The organism is Micromonospora thermarum, assembly GCF_012034245.1.
Taxonomy (GTDB): domain Bacteria; phylum Actinomycetota; class Actinomycetes; order Mycobacteriales; family Micromonosporaceae; genus Micromonospora; species Micromonospora thermarum.
Genome location: NZ_JAATEO010000029.1, coordinates 1 through 18,717 on the forward strand (window position 1 = coordinate 1; position 18,717 = coordinate 18,717).

Genomic DNA, 18,717 nt, shown 5'->3' on the forward strand with positions numbered 1-18,717 from the left:
CTGATGATATGCAGGAACACGGTTGCGGCGTCAGGCAAGGGATACCTTTCCTTCACCTGTTTCCATACGCGGTCCAGTGCCGCGCGGGTGATGCCGCACGCTTCCTCGGGATCTGCTGCCTCAAGTCCAGCGATGAGAGCGCTCGATTGCTCTGGCCGTGTCCAGTCGTCGCCGAGGGTCGCGGCTGCGAGACCTACGAGGTTGTTGTGGCGGTGCTCGGGCAGTGATGCCTTGGCTAGCCCTTGAAGGGTGGCGTAGGCCCATCCGGCGCGCATCTCACCGGGGGCTTTCCGGAATGCTTCTCTGAACAGTTCGATGGCCGGTTCCACGTTCACCCAGGATGCGGGACGGCTCAGTACGGTAGCGACGGAGCGCGGCTCCCAATTCTGTTCGGCAGCGACGCTTAGAAGCGCAGCTTGATTGAACGGTAGGTCCACCACATACTCGCGGATCAGCATCCGGGTAGCCTTGTCAAGTTGCGAGTCGTCGATCCGTTGGCGCTCGCGCGCGACGGAGAGCAGAGACCAGGTGCCGAAGGTCTTGAGCCCAAGTGAGTGGGCTAGGCGTCGAAGCCCGAGGTCATCCGCCCAGATCACGCTGTCGGTGTCCTTGGCGGCGTCCACGGTGAGGAGCCAGACTGGCTCCCGCTCCTCGCCCATTGGTCGAAGGTGGACGAGAGTTGGGTGTATAAGCCTGCGGAGTTGGCGGGCGGTGGCCAGCATTGCGCGAATCTGTTCCTGTTGGCGTCGCACAATGTCAGGATCATTTTCGGCGGTCACAATACGGCCCAGGTCGGCGTCGTACGCGATGGTGCCGGACGTCGGCATGTTGAAGTGATCGTCGGCCTCGGCGAGGTCACGCAAGGCGGCATCAATAATGGTCGGTCTATGCGTGAGTGAGATTAACGCCTGCGCGAACTCCGGAATTAGCGCTAGGGTGTAAAGCGCGCTGGCATCGATGATGCATATATTCGTGGAGGCGGAGCACGCCATCTCAAGCTCGACAGTGATATCATGGGATGCGCTGAACGCGGCGCGGTGGTAACCGAGCGGGCGATACGGAAAAATAGCAGAATAGGGCTTCCCGACGACGCGGTCGAACAAGCCGATCGGCAACATCTGGTCTTGGACCATGCTCAGGACTTGTCGGTAAGCCGCCTCGTGCTCACGCAGTTGCGACTCGATCTCCGCCAAGGGGTTGTCACCCTCGTGGATGGTGTACCTGGTCATGACTTCGCTGTCTGGATAGCGCTCGATGAAGGATGACCACGCTGCGGTCACCTGCAGCCCAATGTCATCAGGCAAGTCTGCTCTGTCTGCCCTCATTGTGACAGCGTTGATTGCCGCCGCATGCACACCCTGATCATCCGGAAATGCTCGCAGCATCTCGAGGGCGGTCCGGGCTACCCGGGTCGCGTCGCCGTACCTGCGCACAAGGTCAAGTAGGAAGATCGCGCGATGAGGCGTCGACACCTCCGCCGCAACGCTGGACCGATTTAGGGTCCGCCACGCGTCGTGCAGTTCGCCGCTACGGAATCGAGCAAACGCTAGGTTCCACCGCGCATCATCATCGTTTGGGTCAACCTCGAGCAAGGCCCTACAGGCCGTCGCCACCTTGGGCCAGTTCGCCAGAAATGACTGGACGAAAACAATCCGACGAAGCAGCGTCGTCCGACCCGGCCACAGCATTCCCGAATCGGCAATCGCCTGTTGAGCCAAGGAATCCGCGTCTGCCCACCTCCCGGCGTCGATGTAGCAGTCGACGGCCAACAAAAGCAAGCGCGGGTCGTTCCACCGCGCCGTCGCATCGGCCAGGACACTGGCAGCGAGTTCAGGGTCGCGAGGCCGAAGGAGGTCGGCCCTGCGTACGGACGCCAGTGGTGTCCGAGATTCCAGCTCTCGCAGCCGCTCATCGGCGCTTGGGCCGCTGATGGACATGACCTCGACCGCCATCTCGATCTCAGCAATCACCTGCGGATAACGAGGCCTCAGATCGTCAAGCGCGATCTGGTCGGTGGCGCCTTCCATGGCCAGACCCCGTAGTGCCTGCAGCTTCTGCTCGTCGGTTGTGGAGGCCCGATACACGTCCATCCACGCCGCCGTCGCCGTGGTTCCTGGGGCGCCGTCCCGCAACGGGCTGCTCGCAATCTCCGCCTCTACGCGCTTGCGGACGTATCCGTCGGGGGCATTTGCGACCAGATCGCGTGCCTTAGCGATCCTGCCAGTCAGGGCGGCACCCATCGCCGCTAGGGGTAGGACCCTGTCGTCGGCGGCCTCGTTCGTGGTGGCATCACCGTCGGGAGGGGGTCGGGTGATCGACCAGACCTGCTGATGGTCATCTGCGATGATCGCCGCTTCGGCGGCTGCAACCACCGCTTCAGCGCTGTCGCCTCGCCACGAGCGCCGGAGGTTGCGGGCACGGAGCGCTACCTCGATCGACCGGTAGGCATCCTTCCATCGACTGTCGCCGCCCCCCTGCACGGACCGAGACAGAAGCATCCGGGAAAGCTGTAACAGTAAGCCGGCGTTGCTCGTCGCGATGGCTCCGCCCTCGATCGCGGAGATGGCCTCATCGAGCCGCTGCTGCTGCTCAAGTGTGACACCCAAAACGCTCAGGGCTGTGTCCCGCTCCCCAGGGGCCGAGGGAAACCACCCAGTGAGCGCATCCTCTGCCCCCTTCCACTCCCCCGAATCGATCAGACGCACTGCCTTGAGCAGAGGGTAGCCCGGATCGACACCCTGGGCCTCCGTCAGCAAATCCGTAGCTCGTCGAGAGCTTTGCCCCTCCGTCGTCCAGACCATCTGCGCCGCGCGGACGAGCCAGTACGCCCGGGGGGTCGCTCCCAACCGCAACGCAGCGCGGAGGTGTTCGACGGCAGCAGCTGGCTGACCGTGAGCGACGAGAAGCTCGGCAACCGCCAGCTGGCCAACCGCCGGCAGCTCGTCAATTGCCGGTGGAGGCGCCGCCGCCCACTCGCTTGCGAGCCGACGAGGGTCAACAGCAGCGTCAGCGAACGGCGCGACAACCTTCCAGATCGCCGCGCGGTCGCCGCTGTCGCGGATCAAAGCCCGCGGATAAGGAGGAAGCGCCTCAAGTCGGTCATCAGTTCCGGCTTTATCAAGCTCCGCCTCGTCGAAGCGTCGCTGAAGCCGCCCTTCGGCAGCGCAAAGATCAACCGTGGACGCCGGCGCAGGACCCCCGTTCTCCCTGATCACGGTGACAGCGATGACAGTTACAGACGCCAGCCCTAGGATGGCGACCGACCAGAACGGATGACGACGAACCAGGTCGAGCCAACCGGGCCACCTGCCCTCGGCGCTGCCAGCATTCACCGCGAACGCAAGCGGCACCGAAAGCAGAAACACGCCCAGCGTGGCCACCAGGGGGAGAAAGTGCTTAGAGCGATGCCTAGCCATCGTGAACCACGCCTCCGCGACTCGAGACGACCCATTACCGCCGATACTGATCACGAGGTCAACCGGCATTATTCCGCTCACCGACCACGAGAGCCGCAGAGGTACCAGCTCACGAGCGTAGGGACAGCCTGTGACACCCGCTCGGCTCGCGGCATCTCGGCCTTGCCCGGCCGCAGGTGCGGTTGCATGTCCTCAAGCCGGATGCTCGAACATTGCGGAGCCGACACTGACGTACCGGGGTTAGCACGATCGCTTCCGGCGTCCAACCCACTGCTTCCCAAGACGCCGTTATCTCGCAGCGGCTGAGCGAGCCGGCAGGGCCACGAGCGTCAGCATCAAACGGGCGCCCTCTGGGTACCGAGCTCGCCCGCTTCATCCGAGGGCCACCAAGCCTGTGAAGTGCCGGGTTGACGCCGTCACCGAGGCGTTTGTGTGTAAGCTGCGCCGGGATCATCCGGGGTGGGGCCCGCGTCGGCTGGTTCGAGGCCCGGCGTCGGGTGTGACTCCTGCGCCGGCTCGGGTGACGGTGTGTCGGATCCTGCGCCATAACAACCTGGTCTCGGCGGTGCCGCGGAAGCACCGGCGGGAGGACTACCGGCGGTGGGAACGCCCGGAGCCGTGGAGCTGTGGCAGTTGGACATCGTCGGCGGTGTCCTCCTCGCCGACGGCACCGAGGCGAAGGTCGTTACCGGCCTGGACGGTCACTCCCGCTACTGCGTGATCGCCACCGTTGTTCGCCGGGGGGCCACCGGCCGCGCCCTTTGGGCCGCGTTCGCCGCCGCCCTGACCCGCTTCGGCGTGCCGGGTGAGGTGCTGTGCGTAGCCTAGCGCCGCCGCCACCCACCTCGAACAGCGCGTGACCCGGCACCGCGTGACCCTTCGCCGGCACAATCGCCGAATGGTCACTGGACGCGCTCGGCTGGTTGGGCGGCTTCCTCGCCGACCTGAGCGCCCAGCACGGGGTCACCATGCCGGCGCTGTTCACCGTCACCCGCTCGTAGCAGCTCGATGCCGTCGCCCACGCGGCCAGACGCTGAGATTTCCCCGGCGAGCGCCGCTTACCCCACCGACCACGTCCACACTCGGAGTCACCGGTCTCAGTATGTGGACGACTTGGAGAGAATCTTCTGCCCGTGCGGAGTGGACGTGCCGGCACACCGATGGACGCAGGCGGACTCAATAGCACTTAGTCGGACCGTTGGCAAGACTCGGTGGCCGATCCGTTGCGAATCGGGGGTTGACTCCACCGGATCGCCGAGGCGTAATGGAGGCACGTTCCCGCAGCGCCGATCGGCGCGGTCGGCCACAGATGCAGCGGGCAGGCACCCCACAGCGGGGTGCCTGCCGTTGTTCGTGCCGACGCCGAGGGGCGTGCAGAGATGGGAGGCCCGCACATGAAGGACCGTTCGTCGGCGAGTTGAGCCGCCGCACCACCTGAGCGCTCCTGTGGCGCTCCCGGTGGTGAGTGTTGATCCTCTGTGGCTCGGCTAGGCCGCCTGCCCTGTGTCCGCCCGTGTTGACCACAGCCCGCTGTGCGGGTTGCGGCGACGCCTGCTGCCCTGCTGCCTGCCCCTGCGCGGGGTCTGGCATGTTCGTTGACTCGACCATAGTGACGTTTGTCGTCCCCCGCACGCGAGGGGTCCGCCCGGCCGGGCGTCACCCGGCAGGGTCGCGCCTGCCCGGGAACTGACCGGAAGCCGGGCAGGCGCGGCCCGGGACGGAACCCTAACCACCTGAAGTCGAACCCTTCAACCACCTCTTAGGAGTAGAACGTGACCTCACACAACAACCACACGGAGGCGGCTGCCGTTGCGGCCCGCCTTCACACGACAACCCCGATCGCGGCCGTGCACGCGCCGCCTGGAGCCAGGTGGTGGGCCGTTGGCAGCACCTGACCGGCGACGTCCCCGCTCACCTGTCCGTCCGGGCTCGGGGCGGGAGCGGTGGGAGGACCGCATCCAGGTGGCGATCATGTTGTTGATCGGCGGCGCGGCCGGCGCGGCGTCGTTCACGCACGTGCATGACGTCGCCGCCGGGCACGGGCAGCCGGGCTGGCTGGCCTGGGCCGACGCGATCGTGCTGGAGTTGATGTCGATCGCCGCCGGGCTGGAGCTGCGCCGCAAGCGGCGCCTGGGCAAGAGCGTCGTCTTCGCCGCCGCGGTGCTGGTGGTGGCGGTGTCGCTGTCGCTGGCGGCGCAGGTGGTGGAGGCGGAGGCGTCGGTGATCGGCTGGATCGCCGCGGCCCTACCGGCCCTCGGGTTCCTGGCGATGGTGAAGATCGCCCTCGGCCGCACCGAAGCCCATCCGTCCAACCAGACCGCTCACGCCGAACGGACGAAGCCCGGACCGCCGCCCGCTGTCGACGCGTCGGTCCCGGACACCAGAGCACCGGTCCCCGTGACCGCCGCCGCGGTCCCGGACTCGCCGACGGCGGTCCCCGCCGTCACGGACCCACCTCCGGCGGTCCCGGACCGCCCGGACCGCGAGGCGTCGACCGGCGAGGACGGTCCGGAGGTCGCCGCGTTGGTCCCGGCCGCCCGGACCGCCGCCAGCACCCTCAGCGCCGAAGGCACACCGCTGTCCCGCAAGGCCCTCGCCCGACAGCTCCGCGCGGACGGACACCAGCTGTCCAACGCCACCGCCTCCGCCCTCGTGCGCGTCCTGCGCGCCGAAACCACTGCACCCGCACCGGATCTGTCACCGCCGGAGGCCGCGTGACAGAACCCCGACCTACGGCTTCTGTCGGACCGGACCACCGCTGTCAGACCCACGCCTGTCAGGAGACCCGGCAGCTGACACAACCTGACCAGACCTGTCAACGCGCCTGCGCCGGCCGTCCGCGACCTGCCAGCGGTCGGTGCGCTCACCGCACACCACCCACATATCTCACCCTTGGAGCACCAACGATGATGTCGCAGTACAGCGATCACCAGCGTCACCCGTCTCGTCGCCGGCGAGACTCACACGCACTCACACCGCATCCTCACCCCCGGCCCGGTGTGGTCGGCGGTGTAGGAGTCAGCGTCGATCTCCGTTCTACCGTCCGTCTTGATCCTGACCCCCAACCGGACCCCTCACAGCCGCTCACAGCCCAGGTCAACCCCGCTGTCAGCAGTCTGGGACCGCTCCAGACAGACCCTCCAGTCTCGGGTCTCCCCCCAGGGGCTTGTGCCCATGGGTAAACACCTACCGACCGCGGATCCACTGCTGCGGCTGCAGGCCAGCATCACCGCCCGCGACGACCGCCTCCTGGGCTGGCTCTACGACCACGGCGTGCTCACCACCGACCAGATCGCCGCCGCCCTGTTCCCATCGCTGGACTTCACCCAACGCCGCCTGCGCCGCCTCACCGCCCTGCGCGCGGTGGACCGGTTCCGACCCAACAAAGCCGACGGCGGCTCCTACCCCTACCACTACGTCCTGGACCAGCTCGGCTACGAGCACGTCCACGCCCAACGCGGACTCGGACCACCGCGCCGGGACCAGGCCCGCCGCCGCAAACAGTCCCTCACCAGCCGGCCGGACCTGCCGCACCTGCTCGGCGGCAACCAGGTCTTCATCGACCTCGCCGCCTACGCCCGCACCCATCCCGACACCACCCTGGACCGCTGGCAGCCCGCATCCGCCTTCCACGAGCCAGGCGTGTTCTACCGCGAAGGCGGCAACCCGCAGATGATGGTCCACGGACCCACCGGACTGCCCCGCCCCGACGGCGCCGGCGTGTGGACCGAGCACAGACGGTCCGTGCCGTTCTTCCTCGAGTACGACACCGGAGGCGAACGCCTCGACATCCTCACCGAGAAAATCGGCAAGTACGAACGGCTCTACGCCATGAGCACCTGGGCGTGGCCGGTGCTGTTCCACCTCCCCTCGGCCCGCCGCGAGGCGAACCTGCACCACCGTCTCGCCGCCGTCCCCGGCCTGGAGACGGTCATCGCCACCACCACCGCCGAGCTACGTGCCGGACTCGGTGCCAGCCCCGCCGACCAGGTCTGGCACCTGGCCGGCCGCAGCGGCCGTCACCGCCTCATCGACCTGCCCTACACCGACACCGACCACGACGACGAGTTCCCCACCCAGCCCGCGTCCGACCGGGACGGGTGGGCCGCCTGATGGGGCGGGGCGGATCATGCGGCGCGTACGGGTGGCCTGGTGGCCCCACACGCCGCCGAACCCGACCACACACGCCCCAACATCATGGGGCGACGGCCGTCGCCCGCCGTGCGGCCCGCACAGAGGCGACAGCCGCGGACCGGGCGAAGCGGCAGCACGGCTCGCGAGCTGTCACAGTCTGTCAGCGGCGCTCTTCGGCGACAGACCCCGCAACCGTCCGCGCACTCACACCAGCGGCTCGCGCTGTGAGTTGCTGTGAGTGGCGCACGTCTTCACTTCCACGGCCACCGGAGTTACAGTCCGCGGCCCCTCACCGTCGCCGACCCGCCGCCCGTCTCCGGACGGTCCGATCCCGCGATCGATATCCAGCGAGTCCCACCACCGAAAAGGAGATGCCCATGGCCCGACACGTCGACCTCACGCCACGAGCCGTCCTGGGAGGGACATGGCCACACGCCGTGACCAGCAATCACGCGCGACCACACCACACCCGTCGCCGCCGGCCCCGCCCACGCGGGCAGCCGGCGGCGAGGCCCCGACCGCACGCCCCGACACCGAACCTGCAGTCCTGCCGGGGACGCTGTCGATGGCCCGCTACCTGACCGACCCCGAAACCGAGACCGAGATCCAAGCCCTCGCCGCCGAAGCCGGCCTCCCCACCGTCGACCAAGCCACCAAACTCGCCCGCCTCCTCCGCCTGCACCAACCCGCCCCGCCACGCGCCGCATGACCTGCGCCCGCCCCGCTTGGGCGGGCGCAGCCCGGCTTCCAGCGCCCGACGCCACCGGAACAGCTCACCCCGCCCACGCTCCCGGGCCGCAGCAGGACCCAACCGGAGGAAGAACTCGTTTGACCACAAGAAGGTCCAGACACCGGCCCAACGCCACCGGCGCCGCCCGGTCCGCCTGGCGTAGCTGAGCAGTCAACGCCTCCGCCTCAGCCGCGCTCAACTCGGCCTCTGAGCCGCCGTGCGTAGCGGTTGGGCGCTACCGCCATCCGCTCAGGCGTAGCGGCGTGCCGGCGCGCCAGGCGGCTACGCAGGCGGCGGTGTAGGGGTAGGTGTGGGACGGCAGCATGTCAGCCGGGAACCATTCGATCTTGGCGCACTTGTGCGGTTCATTGTTGACTGGTTCGCCGTGACGGGCCGGGTCGTGCGGGGCGGCGAAGACGAGGCCGACGCGGGCGGCTCCGGCGCTGTTTCGGTGGTGCACCGTGGCGACCATGCGTGCCTCGTCTTGGTCCAGGTGCACGCCGATTTCCTCGGCCGCTTCCCGGACGAGTGCGCTGATCGCGTCTTCGCCGATTTCTAGTTTGCCGCTGGGCAGGTTCCACTGGCCGTCGGCGTATCCGGTGCCGTCCCGTAGCGCGAGCAGAACGTGATCGCCGTCGGTGAGGATGAGCAGCACGTCAACGGGGTGCGTGGGCGCCAGGGTCACGGAGGTCGAGGCTATCGCCGGTGGGATTGAGCAGGGCGTCGACTCGCCGGGCGAGGTGGGCGACTCGTTCGGCCAGGTCCAGGCCGGGCGGCACGTCGTGCAGCGGCACTCCGGTCTCGGCGCACGCCGCGCGGACTGCGGTCGCGGTTTCGTCTTGGAGGTGGGCGACCTTGGCGCGCATCGGGTCGGCCGGGTCGGTGTAGGCGTCGGGCAGGAAGAACACGGCGTCGTAGGTGCTCGGTGCCCATGCCCGGCAGAAGGCTGCCATCGCTTGCAGCACGGCGGCCTCGTGGCTGCCGGGCGGCGCGGCGAGCACGAGGCGGGCGTAGGCGAGGACGTTGATGGCTGTCTTGTCGCAAATCAGCAGGTCGTGGTGGCGGGCGGCGCGCAGCGTGGTCGACAGTTGCGCGCCGAACAGGTCGACTTCGGTGGCGAGGTCGAAGGCGCCCTTGCCGTGGATGACGGTTTCCTCGATGAACGGGCTGGTGCGGGCTGGCTCCGGTGTGCACGCGACGAGCACGCCGCGCGCCCGGTAGTGGGCGGTCAGCGCGTGGACCAGGGTGGTTTTTCCGGCGGCGTGGGTGCCTTCGATGCCGACCACGACGCAGGTGCGGATCGTCACGACGCCGGCCTCTCTGGAAGTAGGGCCCGGAAGGTGGGGTGGTCCAGCCAGCCGACTCGCCCGGCTAGCGCGGTTGCGACCATCGTGTTGACGTTGACCGGCTTGGGCCAGGTCAGCTCTCCGGCCGCGCGGAGGCCCACTAGTGCGGTGGACAGGCTGTGGCGCAGGTTAAGCACGGTGATCCGCTCCCGTGCTTGGACGTCGCGGTTGGTGAGCCAGTCGCGGTGCAGCGCGGTCATGGACTTGCAGGCGAGTTCGGGTTGGGTTACGTCGAGGTCGAGTTCGCCGCACACGTCGACCAGCCGGCGGGAGCGGCCGAACAGTACGTGATCGGCGTCGAAGCGGGTGTCGAGCACCTGCCGCGCCGTGTCGGTGCGCCGGTCGCGCCACGCCTGCCGCGCCGCGAGCAGCGCGGCTGGGGGGCGGGGGCCGGCGTTGGCGGCCAGCACGGCGAGGTCGCTGCACAGTTGGTGGCCGGTGATCAGGTCGGCGGCCTCGGTGGCGGCGGCGATGTCGGCCGCCGCTGCCGCGACGAGGTCGCCGCGTTCGGCGTCGCTGTCGAGGTAGAGGCTCGTGTAGGCAACCGGCAGTCGGCCGGTGTCCAGGATCACCGGAGAGCCGTCGCTGGTGGGCACGGTGAGCCACACGATCGAGTAGCAGAATGCCTGGTTGCCGTTCTTGATCCGGTAGTTCTTGCTCCACTCCACGTCGATCGAGGCGACGAGCCGGGTTCCGGGCAGCCGGGCTGGCACGCCGCCGGGTCCGTCGAGATCGCTGATCAGATGCACAACTGGTCCTCCGCCTGTCGTGGTTGTCCTTCGGTGTGTGCCGGGTGGTGCCGGTGGTCGCCGCCCGCGCGTGCGGGCGGCGGCCACCGACGTTAGCGCCGTCTATGTCTCGACGGGGGTAGGCGCTCGCCGGGTCGTGTCGGGCGGCGTGGTCACCGTGTTGGCGGGATCGAGCACGTCCCAGGCGGCCCGATCGATCGCGTCGGCGACGGGAAAGGTTCCCTCCCAGCGGTAGCGGCCGGCCTGGACGGCCGCAGTGAGCCCGATCGCCAGTGCCCGCGCCAACACCGTCCTTGCCGCCGTGGCGGCACTCGCCGGCTCGTCCGGCATCGGCGCGGGCAGCGGGGCGGTGGGCATGTCCAGTGCCGCCCCGGTCTGGCTCGCCTCGACCGAGGTGTCGATCATCAGGGCCAGCCCGCGCCCCTTGGCCGACCGGTTGGCCCACGCCTCGGCCACTCCGGCCGCGCCGCGCAGAGGCGTGGTCGATAGCAGCATCATGCGGGTCAGATCCTGACCGAGCGCGTGCCCGGCGAGGATGACCGCGTGCCGACGGGCGCGGGTCAATGCCCGGTCGGTCAGCGCGAGCAGGTTCGGCGCCTCGGCCAGGTGGTCGAGCACCGTGGCGCGGAACCCGATCTGCAGCGTGTCGCCGCTGATGTCGTAGGCCGAGCCGTGCCTGCGCACCCGCAGGTAGACCGTCGCCGCCGCGACCGGCACCTCCCGCAAGCCGGATGCCTGCTCGGCCCAGTCGATGGCGAACGCGGCGAGCATGTCCCAACGCCGGCCGAACGGGCGTTGCTCGGCCCCGAACGGCGCTTCGGGCCATTGCAGGTTGCTGAAGTCACGCACGGGCGTGCCCGCCCGTCCCGGCGGCCGTGCCGGCGTTGGCGACCGTGCGGATGCTCTTGCCGAGATACTTCGCGAAGTGGTTGCGCTTGAACCGGTACCGCTTCCAGATCTCCGTCACCGGCTCCTCAAGGAGGTTGCCCAGCGGTTCCAGCAGGTCGGGCGCGTCGTAGACCGGCCACGCCGACGCCTTGCCGGTCACCTCCACCAGGATCATGTGGCCCTCGGTCTCGGGCGTCCACGTCGTCATGCGCAGCGCTGGCCGCCAGTCGTGCACCGCCCGCGCCTCGGTCAGCCGGTCGAAGGTCTGCCCGGCCTCGTCCAGGCTGATGAACTCGTGTTCTTCCAGGTCGAGCGCGTTGCCCTTGCGCAGCGGCAGGATCAGCTTGAGCTTGCCCGCCCCGATCACGTCGGCGATCTGGTACGTGAACGGCAGAGCGTGCAGCGTCGATCGGTACACCACTGCCGACAGCGACAGCGGCAGGCCGTGCTCAAGGAACGCCCGGATACCGGACATCACTTCGTCGTAGTCGCCGCGTACCCGGTTGGTCGTGGCGCGCGGACCCTCTAGTCCGACGTTGACGAACGCGACCTTGCCGACCATCGACTTCGCGTGCTGCAAGCCGCGGGTGGCGTTGGTTGGGATTCCGAGGATGAAGTCTCCGGCGTACATGTCCACGACATCGCCGAAGTCGCGGCGCAGCAGCGGTTCCCCTCCGGAGAGGAACACCCGCTGTACCCCGGCGAGGTTGCCTCGGATCGTGTCGAGTTGCGCCAACGTCGGATCGGGCAGCTGCAACGTCTCGGAGCAGAACGAGCAGTCGAAGTTGCATCGCTTGGTGATCTGCAGGATCACTGACAGCGGCACCGTCGCTGCCTCGGCCAGCTCCTCCACGGAAGCGGAGCTGCTTACGGCGAAGTGGTGGCCGGCGGTGAAAGCCACCGGACCGGAGGCGCGCTGCGGCACCGCCGCCGGCACCGCGGGCATTCCAAGCATGGTCATGACGTCGTCTCCTTGCACGGTGTGGTCGAGCAACGGCTCGACCGGATCGAGGGGCAAAGCAAGGTGCGTTGGTGGGCGCCGTATGAGGTCTTCTGGCAGGAGGTCCGCGCGCCCGGCGAGCGGCCCACGCCGGCCCGCCCCTCACCGCGTCTCCGACGGACCGCCGGGTGACCTGCCGTAGTGCTGCAGCACGGCCGCCGCCCACCGTGCTTGTTCGCATGGCGACGGCACCAGGCGTGACCAACCGGCCAGGCAGCCGCCGCACGCTCCGTCCCCCGGGTACGGATGCGCGTCGAGCACCTCGCGCGCCTGCTCCAGCAACCGGCGCACTCCGGCGGCGTCCGGTTCGGGCGGCTGCACAGTCATCCCGGCCAGCCCGCCCTGACCGGCACCAAGACCCAGGCTCCCCCGCACGGGCACCGCTGCGCCGGTCGCGGCGCGAGGGGTGGCCCGGTCTGCTTGGCCGACACCTGTTCGCGGTATCGGCGGGTCAGCCAGTCCACGTAGTCGGACACGCTGAGCAACTCGCCATGTGCGGACAGTACTCTGCCGCCGTCTTGCCAGAAAGCACGCGGAACGTTCTGCCGACCCATCTCGACGTTGGCGATCGTGCTCTGCGACCACGGCACCAGCCGGGTAAGACGCACTTGCTTGACTCCGATGGCGTGCCGCCGTGCTGACAGCGTTCGGTCCAGGGCGCGCCGCGCCTCGGCCAGCTCGACGGGCGTCAGCACCGGCCCGCCACCAGCGTCAATCGGCGTGAATCCGTTCACCACGAGTGTCGCCGGGGTCACCGGGGGGTCCGCATGTCAGCTCGCCTTGCCGAACCAGCCGGGTTCGTCAGCGCGGCGAACGCCGATCAAGTGCGGTTGCGTCGCGCCAGGCACCCGCCGGGGCAGTCGCAGCGACACCTGGAACACCTTCGCCGCTCGTTCGTGCTGTTCGCACGGTCCGGGTACCCTGCACGCCAGACACAGGCCGTCCGCGCTGGAGACGGCATGCCGGTCCAGCACCGCCTGAGCGTGGTCGACCTGTTCGCCACCGAGGTACGTCGTCACGTCTTCCCCTACGTGTCGAGTTGGGTGGGCGCGCCGTGCGGCGTGCACGCCTGGGAGCGCGCGGCGACGCCGCACGGCGCGCCCGACCCGATCACCCGCCTGCCACGGAGTCCGCTGTCGCGTAGCGGCGGGGAGTCAACAGAGCAGCATGCGCACCGACCCGTGCGCCGCCCGCCGCGCGCTTCAGCCGCGCGGCGCACCGCATCTCACCAGGACGACGCCGGCCACGGCCCGCAGGCGGGCGTCGGGTACGTCGTAGCGTCGCGGGTCGTCCGAGTACGCCTCGATCACCGACACCGCGTTGCGGCGGGGTCGGCACGGGCTGGACTCGCCGCACGCGGAGCATGATCCCCTGCCGTCGTCGCGATGCTTCCGGTACGCGGCGACGCAGACCGCGTGCACCGTCGCCCGCCTCGCCACGCGTCTCGGTGGCGCTCCACTGCTGTTAGCCACGGTTCGTGATCACCTCCAACGGCAAGGGGACGCATGGGCGCGACACGCTTCCGTACATCGACCAGCGGCTGGCCGACGCGCCATCCCATAGACCACCATCGTGCAGCCGCAATTGATGCTTGGCAAGACGTAAGATGCTCATCGTGATGCTGGGCTGGGTAGCTAATCCGCAAACTCACAACATCAACGTCACGCTCAGCTAGGAAGAGGGGCGCAACATGCGGGAGGATTCAGGCGTGGCTCGCTTTACACCGCCGACTCCGCGCTCACGTCGTCTTGGCCGTGAGCTGCGGAAGCTGCGCGAGGCCAAGAGTTGGACGATGGACGAGGCGGGCAAGCACATCGGTTGCTCTACGTCACGGATCAGTCGCATCGAATCCGGCGAGATCAAACCGCGGACCGGCGACGTCATCGAACTCCTGATGGCCTACGACGTTCCGCTCGAGGGAGAACCCGGCAAGTCCCTCCTCGCTCTCACCCGAGAACTACGACAGTCCGGCTGGTGGCAGCGCCTCGACGCCCTCACCGGTCGTTACGCCACGTTCATCGCCTACGAGGCCGAGGCCGTCGAGCTGCGCAACTTCGAGCCCACGCTCGTGCCGGGGCTGCTGCAAACCCCGGACTACGCCAGGGCGGTCAACAGCGTTGGACGGGAGACTGACGCGGAGGCCATAGAGCAACGGGTGCAGGCGAGGCTCACCCGTCAGGAAGTACTCACCCGGAAACCCTCGCCACTGCGGCTGCACGCGATCGTCTCGGAAGCGACGCTGTTGTTCGAGGTCGGCGGCCAAGACGTGCTGCGCTCCCAGCTCGACCACATCGTCAAACTCGCCGGCCGCCCGAACATCACGGTGCAGGTGCTGCGCTTCGCCGCCGGTGCCACACTGGCCGACAGGGGCGGCTTCGCCATCCTCAGCTTCGAACGCGACGAACCACCGCTCGGCTACGTGGAGACGCCAGCCGGCGAGCTGTTCCTGGAGTCGCCGCGCGAGATCGACCGGCTCGCCGCCGTGTTCGATCACCTCAAGACCCTGGCCATGTCGCCAGCGGAATCGGTCAAATTCATCAGGGAGCGAGCAAGTGGAACTTAACGTCTGGCGCAAGTCCAGCCGTTCCGGAAGCAACGGCCAATGCACCGAAGTCAAGGACACCGGCGCCGACGTGCTGGTGCGCGACAGCAAGAACCCCAGCGGCCCCGTGCTCGCCTTCACCCGCGACGAGTGGCGCGCGTTCGTGGATGGCGTACGGGCGGGCGAGTTCGACATCACCAACTAAGCGCGGGCACCTGCACCACGCAGGTGCCCACAGCGCCGGGCGCAAACGGCGATACCTCCGTCTTGCGCCGAACATCGTCCACGCCCAACCCACCTCGCACCGACAGCAGCAGCCTGCCTCATGGACGTCGGGGTCGCAGCGCTCCCCGACCCCTTGATCGCACCCAACGATGTGCCGATCATGACGAAGCGCCAACAGGCGGTCCGCGAAAAGCTGCCGGTCATGTCCCTGGCAAGCGGATGCCAAGCAGCCCATTCGGCTCACAGTCCCCCCAAACAACCTGCCCGACCGATGCCCGCTCAAGGTGCCGACCTCACCCCTGTAACCCACCTGCCTGTTACGCCGCGTCGTCCATCTGCTTCGGCCATATCCGTTCCCGAATCAGCAGGGGGTTGGCCGACAGCGCGAAGGACGCCGCATCCTGCTCTGCTCTGAGGATCTTCAGTAGAAGTGGGGCGCGAGGTTGGACACCCCGTGCCCGTCGTCGCGCATCGCGTCGGCCAGCGCGTCTCGCGACAGCGAGCGCCCCTTGGCGGCCAGCAAACGCGCGGGCGGCCCGCGCCGCAGGGATCAAGCCACCCCCGAGCGCGCTTCCGCGCGGCGGCGGTGAGCTTCCCTGTAGCCGTCGTCGGCCAGCAACCACCGATACCATCACGAGTTCCGGTGTTGAACCCCAGCTGATTGGCGAGGCAACTCAACGACGTTTGTAAGGACGGTTCGTGTCTGGTGTGGGTTCTCTTTGGGCGCATAGCCCTGGTCCTGGCCGCGGCCGGTGGCATTCTCTTGTCGATCATCTTCGTAGTACCGCGGAGTTGGCGCGGCGGTTTGCCGTCCCGTTCGGCGGGGGTGACGTGGCGTACTGGCTTGGTGCGCTGCATGACGTGGGCAAGGCGGCCTGCGCCTGGCAGGACAAACTTGCTGCTGTCGCGCCCATCGGCGGCCCGGTCGGTATCGACCATAAGTCGCTCGGCACCCGCGTCGCATACGAACGTGGGCTCGGCGGCTTCGCCGGTGCGATCTTCGGCCACCACGGTGGACTGATCGACACGCCTAACCTACGTGACGCGTTCCGGAAGAGACTCGCTGACGCACCCGGCAACGTGGCGTCTGCGGAGCGGGAACTGCCCGGGCTGTTGCCGGACCTGCCGGAACGGCTCGACCGTCTGGTGCCGGCGGACTGGCGGGCAGATCCACTGGTGGGGGAGATGGCGCTGCGCCTGTGCTACAGCGCTCTGGTCGACGCGGACAGCCTGGACACCAGCGCGCACTTTCAGGGACTGGCCGGCCCACGGGTGTGTCCGGACGTCGACTTCGGACACCTCTACAAGCTGTTCGAGCAGCGGCGGCGTGCCGAACTCGCCGGACGCGGTGGTACTCCGATCGGCAGTCTGCGGGAGCGGGTCTACGCGGACTGCCTCGCGGCGGCTGAGCGGGACCGCGGGGTGTTCCGGCTCGGCGCGCCGACCGGGGCCGGGAAGACCCTCGCTAGCGGCGGGTTCGCGCTCCGGCACGCGGAGAAGCATGGTCTGCGTCGGGTGATCGTCGCGGTCCCGTTCCTCACCATCACCGAGCAGAACGCCGCCGTCTACCGTCGGATGCTCGACGACGGCGGCGAGCCGGTCGTCCTCGAACACCACAGCCAGGCTGACTTCGACGACCCGGAAGCCGGCCGGTGGGCGCGGCTGGCCGCCGAGAACTGGGACGCGCCGTTCGTCGTCACCACCTTCGTTCGGCTCTTCGAGTCGTTGTACGCCCGCAAGCCGTCGGCGATGCGCCGGGTGCACCGGCTGGCCAACTCGGTGATCGTGCTGGACGAGGTGCAGGCGCTGCCGCACGCGATGCTCGCGCCGATCCTCGACGGACTCCGGCTGCTGGTGCGGCACTTCGGCGCGACCGTGCTGCTCTCCTCGGCGACACAGCCGAGCTTCTGGGCACTGGACGAGTTCAAGGGCGTGCCCTGCACCGACCTGATCCACGACACGCCGAAGCTGGTCACTGATCTGCGAAGAGTGCAGTACGAGTGGCAGCTCGATCCGAAGCCGACACTGGCCGGCATCGCCGGCCAGGCTGCGTCGGAGCTGGCGGCGCTGGTCGTGGTCAACACGACCGCGGATGCGAAGGCGGTGTTCGACCAGTGGCGTGATGCCGAGCCGGATGGCGTGGCCTGGCACCTGTCCACCCGGCTGTGCCCGGACCACCGGCGGCGGGTGTTGGAGAAGGTACGGGCACGCCTGGTCCGGGGCGAGCGCGTCCTGCTTGTGGCTACCCAACTGATCGAGGCCGGGGTGGACGTCGACTTCCCGGTGGTGTTCCGTGCAATGGCGCCGGCTGACTCGCTGCTTCAGGCAGCCGGGCGGGCCAACCGCGAGGGGCGGATGACGGACGGTGGACGGGTGGTCGTGTTCGCGCCGGAGGACGGCGGGCAGCCGCCCACCTACAGGATGTTGGTCGGCTGCACCGGGCGCCAGTTCGGACCAGATCCGGACAAGGCTGACCCGGACGACCTGGCGGCGCTCGGACGCTACTACCGCAACGTGTACGACCTGCTCAATCTCGCTGATGGCCAGCACGTCGGGCAGCGCATCCAGCAGGCCCGGCGGCGGTGGGAGTTCGAGACCGTGGCCGAGGGGCCGATGGACGCGGGCACCAAGCGGCGGGATCGGAAGCTGGCGTTCCGGATGATCAACTACGACGGGATCAGCGTGGTGACGCCACAGGGCGCCGAGACACCTGAACTACGACATGAACTGGAGCAACTGCTCGAGGAACTACGCCAGGCGCCGGTTCCGGACCTGGCAAAGCTGCGGCGGTTGCAGGCATACACGACGAACCTGCACCCCAGCGCGCTGCGCCAGCCCGGCGTGGCGGCACTGCTGCGGCCGATCCTCAGCGGAGACGAAGTGCGACGGGGCGCGCTGGTCGAGTGGGTTGGCGAGTACGACGACGCCACCGGTATCAATCTTGACCCGAATCTGGAGCAGTTCGTTCTCTGATGGCCGGCCGAGGGGCGCCAGGTGAGCGCGAGTTCGTAGTGCGCCCACCTGGTGCAACCTCGATCTCATTTTACGATCTTGTGCAGCGCGCCAGCCGTGACCACGCTGGCGAGCACGCCGGCGGGAACACCCTCGGCCGAGCCAATCATGATGCCGACGGCCGCGCTGATACCCATGATGATGAGCCAGCGGAGAGGCAGGCGGGCGGGCATCCCCGATTCCCCGTCCCGGTTGGGTGGCCTGCGGTTGCGGCTCTGCTCTAGTGTCATGTGGTTCCCTTCGACCTTACGGATGGCGGGGGATCTGGGCGGTCCGTTGTTCGCAGCAACGGGCCGTCGCTTTTGGAGGGCGATGCCAGCCCGGCTCAGGCCAAGCGCCGGCTTGGCCGCGCCAAGTTCTACTCCGTTGTGGACGGCCTGTCAAAGCTTCCTCATCTGGTGGGGAGAAAGTCAGCTACACTGAGCCGGTGCCCAGCCGGAAGCGAAGCTGGGCCGTCTGCAGTGCCTTGTGGCGGTGCTGAGGATCGCAACCTCATGTGGTGGCCGAGCGCGATGTTCGCCGCTGCCGGCATGAACTGGACGCCGTCCAGTTCATGCCGGAGGGCCCACTGGTCGGCGGCGAGGCTATCTTGTTGATCAATCAGCCGTTTTTGTCGTACCGATCGTGAATCCTCACACCTGTTGTGCGAGGGGTCCGCTGATCCGGTGGTTCGGT

At 68.4% G+C, this 18,717-nt stretch carries 17 protein-coding genes; 8 read left to right on the forward strand and 9 right to left on the reverse strand.

The genetic code is table 11. The features are described 5' to 3' along the window. Positions 1–3,380: tetratricopeptide repeat protein (locus HCJ94_RS23105; RefSeq protein WP_168003144.1), on the reverse strand; the 3,380-nt coding region annotated here is incomplete at its 3' end. Positions 3,381–4,016: 636 nt separating this feature from the next. On the opposite strand from HCJ94_RS23105, the gene HCJ94_RS30445 reads away from it, so the two are divergent. The 4 genes from HCJ94_RS30445 (at position 4,017) to HCJ94_RS23125 (ending at position 8,259) form a co-directional block, all read left to right on the forward strand. Further along, on the forward strand, positions 4,017–4,244 hold the full coding sequence (locus HCJ94_RS30445; RefSeq protein WP_240944444.1) for a hypothetical protein: 228 nt from the start codon (positions 4,017–4,019) through the stop codon (positions 4,242–4,244). Between the two features lie 1,134 nt (positions 4,245–5,378). Next, the gene (locus HCJ94_RS23115) at positions 5,379–6,134 is read left to right on the forward strand and encodes a DUF2637 domain-containing protein (protein WP_373684422.1); all 756 of its coding nucleotides are present in this window, start codon (positions 5,379–5,381) and stop codon (positions 6,132–6,134) included. Positions 6,135–6,590: 456 nt separating this feature from the next. Next, entirely contained in the window at positions 6,591–7,529 is a 939-nt protein-coding gene (locus tag HCJ94_RS23120; RefSeq protein ID WP_168003146.1) for a replication-relaxation family protein, read from the forward strand. A 445-nt stretch (positions 7,530–7,974) separates the two neighbouring features. Further along, positions 7,975–8,259, forward strand: a complete 285-nt coding sequence (locus HCJ94_RS23125) for a hypothetical protein (protein ID WP_168003147.1) — start codon at positions 7,975–7,977, stop codon at positions 8,257–8,259. A 256-nt stretch (positions 8,260–8,515) separates the two neighbouring features. Here the strand turns inward: HCJ94_RS23125 and HCJ94_RS23130 are convergent, their stop codons facing one another. The 7 genes from HCJ94_RS23130 to HCJ94_RS23160 all read right to left on the reverse strand — a co-directional run bounded on the left by HCJ94_RS23130 (position 8,516) and on the right by HCJ94_RS23160 (position 13,282). Further along, positions 8,516–8,965 carry an NUDIX domain-containing protein gene (locus tag HCJ94_RS23130; protein ID WP_205801772.1) on the reverse strand — a complete coding sequence of 150 codons (450 nt, stop codon included), beginning with the start codon at positions 8,963–8,965 and terminating at the stop codon, positions 8,516–8,518. After that, a complete protein-coding gene (locus tag HCJ94_RS23135) occupies positions 8,937–9,587 on the reverse strand; it encodes an ATP/GTP-binding protein (protein WP_168003148.1) in 651 nt (216 codons plus the stop codon). The genes HCJ94_RS23130 and HCJ94_RS23135 overlap by 29 nt, the downstream gene beginning before the upstream one ends. Beyond that, positions 9,584–10,375, reverse strand: coding sequence for a hypothetical protein (locus tag HCJ94_RS23140; RefSeq protein ID WP_168003149.1), 792 nt, complete (start codon positions 10,373–10,375; stop codon positions 9,584–9,586). Before HCJ94_RS23140 ends, HCJ94_RS23135 begins: the two co-directional genes overlap by 4 nt. 102 nt (positions 10,376–10,477) lie before the next feature. Beyond that, positions 10,478–11,224 carry a hypothetical protein gene (locus HCJ94_RS23145; protein WP_168003150.1) on the reverse strand — a complete coding sequence of 249 codons (747 nt, stop codon included), beginning with the start codon at positions 11,222–11,224 and terminating at the stop codon, positions 10,478–10,480. Beyond that, a complete protein-coding gene (locus tag HCJ94_RS23150) occupies positions 11,217–12,257 on the reverse strand; it encodes a radical SAM protein (protein ID WP_205801773.1) in 1,041 nt (346 codons plus the stop codon). The genes HCJ94_RS23145 and HCJ94_RS23150 overlap by 8 nt, the downstream gene beginning before the upstream one ends. Positions 12,258–12,586: 329 nt before the next feature. Next, positions 12,587–13,018, reverse strand: coding sequence for a helix-turn-helix domain-containing protein (locus tag HCJ94_RS23155; RefSeq protein WP_168003151.1), 432 nt, complete (start codon positions 13,016–13,018; stop codon positions 12,587–12,589). 15 nt (positions 13,019–13,033) lie between these two features. Then, positions 13,034–13,282, reverse strand: coding sequence for a hypothetical protein (locus tag HCJ94_RS23160; protein WP_168003152.1), 249 nt, complete (start codon positions 13,280–13,282; stop codon positions 13,034–13,036). 689 nt (positions 13,283–13,971) lie between these two features. Here HCJ94_RS23160 and HCJ94_RS23165 point away from each other — a divergent pair. The 3 genes from HCJ94_RS23165 (at position 13,972) to cas3 (ending at position 18,003) form a co-directional block, all read left to right on the forward strand. Continuing rightward, the gene (locus HCJ94_RS23165; protein WP_168003153.1) at positions 13,972–14,826 is read left to right on the forward strand and encodes a helix-turn-helix domain-containing protein; all 855 of its coding nucleotides are present in this window, start codon (positions 13,972–13,974) and stop codon (positions 14,824–14,826) included. Beyond that, positions 14,816–15,010, forward strand: coding sequence for a DUF397 domain-containing protein (locus HCJ94_RS23170; RefSeq protein ID WP_168003154.1), 195 nt, complete (start codon positions 14,816–14,818; stop codon positions 15,008–15,010). Before HCJ94_RS23165 ends, HCJ94_RS23170 begins: the two co-directional genes overlap by 11 nt. Positions 15,011–15,738: 728 nt before the next feature. Beyond that, the gene (cas3, locus tag HCJ94_RS23175) at positions 15,739–18,003 is read left to right on the forward strand and encodes a CRISPR-associated helicase Cas3' (RefSeq protein WP_168003193.1); all 2,265 of its coding nucleotides are present in this window, start codon (positions 15,739–15,741) and stop codon (positions 18,001–18,003) included. 65 nt (positions 18,004–18,068) lie between these two features. On the opposite strand, the gene HCJ94_RS23180 is transcribed toward cas3, so the two are convergent. Then, positions 18,069–18,272 (reverse strand): hypothetical protein, encoded by a 204-nt coding sequence (locus HCJ94_RS23180; RefSeq protein WP_205801775.1) that lies wholly within the window; start codon positions 18,270–18,272, stop codon positions 18,069–18,071. Between the two features lie 269 nt (positions 18,273–18,541). Between HCJ94_RS23180 and HCJ94_RS30825 the strand changes: the two genes are divergently transcribed. Continuing rightward, entirely contained in the window at positions 18,542–18,670 is a 129-nt protein-coding gene (locus HCJ94_RS30825) for a hypothetical protein (RefSeq protein ID WP_255481145.1), read from the forward strand. The last annotated feature ends 47 nt before the right edge of the window (positions 18,671–18,717 follow it).

Bases quoted from the DNA above. Each gene is read 5' to 3' on its own strand.
- HCJ94_RS23120 (WP_168003146.1), top strand. From the start codon at position 6,591: ATGGGTAAACACCTACCGACCGCGGATCCACTGCTGCGGCTGCAGGCC.
- HCJ94_RS23125 (WP_168003147.1), top strand. From the start codon at position 7,975: ATGGCCACACGCCGTGACCAGCAATCACGCGCGACCACACCACACCCG.
- HCJ94_RS23180 (WP_205801775.1), bottom strand. From the start codon at position 18,272: ATGACACTAGAGCAGAGCCGCAACCGCAGGCCACCCAACCGGGACGGG.